Origin of the sequence: Muribaculum sp. (assembly GCF_029051885.1) — a bacterium.
Lineage (GTDB): Bacteria > Bacteroidota > Bacteroidia > Bacteroidales > Muribaculaceae > Muribaculum.
The window spans coordinates 1-4,075 of the sequence record NZ_JAIDKI010000257.1 but is presented as its reverse complement, the minus strand read 5'-3'; the positions used below and the strand labels follow the sequence as shown (position 1 = coordinate 4,075).

Annotated in this window: 4 protein-coding genes; 3 read left to right on the top strand and 1 reads right to left on the bottom strand. The window is 53.5% G+C overall.

The window, feature by feature from the left end:
* The 3 genes from K2I50_RS10625 to rodA all read left to right on the top strand — a co-directional run.
* A partial coding sequence (locus K2I50_RS10625) for a rod shape-determining protein MreD (protein WP_367279102.1) occupies nt 1-473 on the top strand: 473 nt, incomplete at its 5' end.
* A 13-nt stretch (nt 474-486) separates the two neighbouring features.
* Nucleotides 487-2,352: a penicillin-binding transpeptidase domain-containing protein gene (locus tag K2I50_RS10620; protein ID WP_301026323.1), complete on the top strand. Its 1,866-nt coding sequence runs from the start codon at nt 487-489 to the stop codon at nt 2,350-2,352.
* The gene (gene rodA / locus K2I50_RS10615) at nt 2,333-3,802 is read left to right on the top strand and encodes a rod shape-determining protein RodA (protein WP_301026322.1); all 1,470 of its coding nucleotides are present in this window, start codon (nt 2,333-2,335) and stop codon (nt 3,800-3,802) included. The genes K2I50_RS10620 and rodA overlap by 20 nt, the downstream gene beginning before the upstream one ends.
* 87 nt (nt 3,803-3,889) lie before the next feature.
* Here the strand turns inward: rodA and K2I50_RS10610 are convergent.
* A partial coding sequence (locus tag K2I50_RS10610; RefSeq protein ID WP_301026321.1) for a hypothetical protein occupies nt 3,890-4,075 on the bottom strand: 186 nt, incomplete at its 5' end.

Here is a 4,075-nt window from a genome sequence, read left to right as displayed (position 1 = left end):
AGCTGTGTATAAGAGACATGGCTATCGTATTCAACAATGTATGCCTTTTCGGAGCGGCTGTCCCGTTTGTATTCATATATGTGATAATAAGGCTGCCTATGACACTTGCCGTAAACTGGGTGCTCACAATAGGATTCACCCTCGGCATGATTGTCGACATCTTCTCGGACACACAGGGGATGAACTCGCTCGCATGCACATTGCTTGCGATGGCACGACGCCCGATATTGCATCTGTATTTCCCGCGCGAGGACGAGCTCACCATGCCTGAGCCATCAATCCGCTCTCTCGGTCCCGAGATATACGGACGATATCTCTTTACCATGGTACTGTTCTACTGTACAGCCATATTCCTTATCGAAGCATTCTCTCTGTTCGACCCCCTCAGACTCATGCTGCGTGTCATTTGCAGCACTTTCCTCACTTTTCTGCTGCTGCTCGGACTCGACAGTGTGATATCGCGCGGCAGCTGACTCTCCGCAACCTATGAGAAAAGACTATCAACTTGAAAAAAGAAAATACGTAATCGGGGGATTCATCCTCGTGATTGTGTGCATATACATCATACGTCTGTTCGGCCTTCAGGTAATGGATTCGCGCTACAAGGAGGTCGCCGACAGCAACGCGTTCATGCGCAAGACCCTATACCCTTCGCGCGGCATGATACGCGACCGCAACGACAAACTGGTCGTATACAACCAGCCGGCCTACGACGTAATGATGATTCCCAAAAACGTACAGGCATTCGACACCATCGACTTCTGCCGCACGCTCGGCATCACCCGCGAGCAGTTTGACCGCCGGCTCGCCGACATGAAGGACCGCCGGCTCAACCCCGGCTACTCGGCCTATACCCCCCAGCGCTTCATAACACATATATCCGCACAGGACTACGGACGCCTGCAGGAGAAACTCTACCGCTTCCCCGGATTCTTCATACAGCAGCGCATACTCCGGCAATATGACCGCCCCGCCGGCGGCAATATCCTCGGCAACATACGCGAGGTGTCGCAGAAAGAGATTGACAACGACGAATATTACGCACCCGGCGACTATTGCGGCGACCTTGGCGTAGAGAAAAGCTATGAGGAGTATCTGCGCGGACAAAAAGGCGTCGAGATTCTTATCCGCGATGCATATGGCCGCATAAAGGGGAAATATGAGAACGGCATACATGACATAGCCCCCGTGTCGGGACGCGACCTGAAGCTGTCAATCGATATCGACCTCCAGGAGTACGGCGAGAAGCTGATGGCCAACAAAATCGGAGCTATCGTGGCCATCGAGCCGGCCACAGGCGAGATTCTGGCAATGGTCAGCAGTCCGACCTACGACCCGCGCCTGCTCGTGGGTCGCGACCGCGGCAAGCATTACAACGAACTGGTAGCCGACTTCTACAAACCGCTATTCGACCGCGCGCTGAAGGGTGCATATCCTCCCGGCTCCACATTCAAGCCGTCGCAAGGCCTCATACTGCGCCAGGAGAACATAATCTCACTCACCACAGCCTATCCGTGCTACCACGGATTTATCAGCGGAGGCCTTAAAGTAGGATGCCACGGACATGCGTCACCAATCACACTGAAACCCGCGCTACAGACCTCCTGCAACGCATTTTTCTGCTGGGGTCTGAAGAGCATGCTCGACAACAACCGCTCAAAATACGGGTCTACCGCCGAGGCATTCGAGGTATGGAAGCGACACCTTGTGTCGCTCGGCTATGGCTACCGCCTCGGTGTCGACCTACCCGGCGAGGGACGCGGATTCATACCCAACGCACAGTTTTACAACAAAATATACGGCGAAGGACGCTGGAGCGCCAACACCATAATATCCATCTCAATCGGACAGGGCGAGATACTTGCCACTCCGCTCCAGATAGCCAACCTTTGCGCCACGATAGCCAACCGAGGATGGTTTATCACCCCGCATATCGTAAAAGAGATACAGGACACCATACTCCCGAAAGAGCTCACCGACAAGCGCATTCCCACCATCGACCACCAGCATTTCGTTGATGTGGCCGAGGGTATGCGCATGGCTGTGCTCGGAGGCACCTGCCGCCTTGCCAACCTCAAGGATGTGGCTGTAGCCGGCAAGACCGGTACCGCTCAGAATCCCCACGGCAAAGACCACTCGGCATTCATCGGCTTTGCCCCCTACGACGACCCTAAGATAGCAATCTGCGTCTACGTCGAGAATGCCGGATTCGGCGCCACATACGGTGTGCCTATCGGCTCGCTGATGATGGAGAAATACCTCAACGACTCCATCGCTCCCGAGCGGAAATATATTGAAGATCGCATGTTTGAATCAAACACAATCATAAGCAGTGGAGTCAAGAAACACTAACGCATCATCGTTGCTGCGCGGCCTCGACTGGCCTACAGTGATAATATACGTGCTGCTCGTACTGTGCGGAGTAGTAAGCATCTATGCCGCGAGCTACGACTTCGACAATGCATCCATGTTCTCGTTCGACGAGTTCTCCGGCAAACAGTTGCGCTGGATCGGGCTGGCATTTCTGGCCGGAGCCATGATAATGCTTATCGACTTCAGGGTATATGAAGCATATGCCTATCCCATCTATGCGATGGTCATATTACTGCTGATTATCACCATATTTATTGCTCCCGACATCAAGGGGTCGAGGTCGTGGCTCGTGCTTGGACCAATGAGTCTGCAACCTGCGGAGTTCGGTAAATTTGCCACCGCGCTTGCGCTCGCCAAGCTATTCTCGTCGTACAACTTCAGCCTCAACGCCAATGCCTCCAACTATCTGAAAGCTCTGCTGATTATCTTCCTCCCGATTTTTCTTATCCTCGCTCAGAAAGAGACCGGCTCGGCACTGGCGTATCTGGCTCTGTTCTTCGTTCTGTACCGCGAGGGCATGAGCGGACTCGTGCTTACAGCGGCACTCGCCACCGTTGTGTTTTTCGTGACAACGGTAAAATATACCGAGACACTCGTGCTCGGCATCCCGTCGGGAGAGGTTGCGGTATTTATAATGATTGAAGCCGGCATGGTGGCCATGCTCGCCATATACTGCAAATTGCATACAGTGGCGCGCAACGTCCTGGTATGGTTTACAGCTACCGGCCTTCTTGCCTGGATACTCGCTATCTGTGGCGTGGAGATACCCGGCCTGGCATTCTTCCTGACGGTAATCGGAGCAGCCATCGGCTACATTCTCTTTCAGGCATTGCGCATACCCCAGCGCGAGATTTTCGTCACCGCCGGCGCGGCAGTGCTATCAATATGCTTCCTGTTTTCGGTCAACAAAGTGTTCAACGACGTGCTTCAGCCCCACCAGCAGCAACGCATCAAGGTATCGCTCGGCATCGAGGAGGATTTGCGCGGGGCAGGCTACAACGTAAACCAGTCGAAAATCGCCATCGGCTCAGGCGGCACCTTCGGAAAGGGATTTCTCAACGGCACCCAGACCAAGCTCAAATATGTGCCCGAACAGCATACCGACTTCATATTCTGCACAATCGGCGAAGAAGAGGGCTTTCTTGGCTCGGCATTAGTGCTTCTGCTGTTTCTTACGCTCATACTCCGCATCATATCGATAGCCGAGCGCCAGCCTACCACATTCGGACGCGTCTACGCCTATTGTGTGGCCTCCTACCTGATATTCCATATCGCCATCAACATCGGCATGGTCATAGGTCTATGTCCGGTAATCGGCATCCCGCTGCCGTTTTTCAGCTACGGCGGCTCCTCGCTGTGGGGCTTCACATTCCTGCTGTTCATACTCCTCCGAATCGACGCCTCGCGCCGCGAACACCTTATCTATTGACCGTCAACGGCGCTTTTTTCAAGATTGCCGAGCCGATGGCAAAAAATGCCACACTCGAGGTCTGACACCGGCAGATGATATCAGAGTTTATCGCTGTAGCTCACACTCATTCTCCGGTCTCTTCGCCGATAATCGTGCCGATATTGCATTGGGCAAACGTCCATGCAAAAGATGCAACAGCGGAGAAAGTCTTGCCGGATTAAGAGCTTGTTTAATAATAAATGTTGCCGCCAGGGTCGTATAGCTTGAGACGATTTTCGACATGTGACGAAG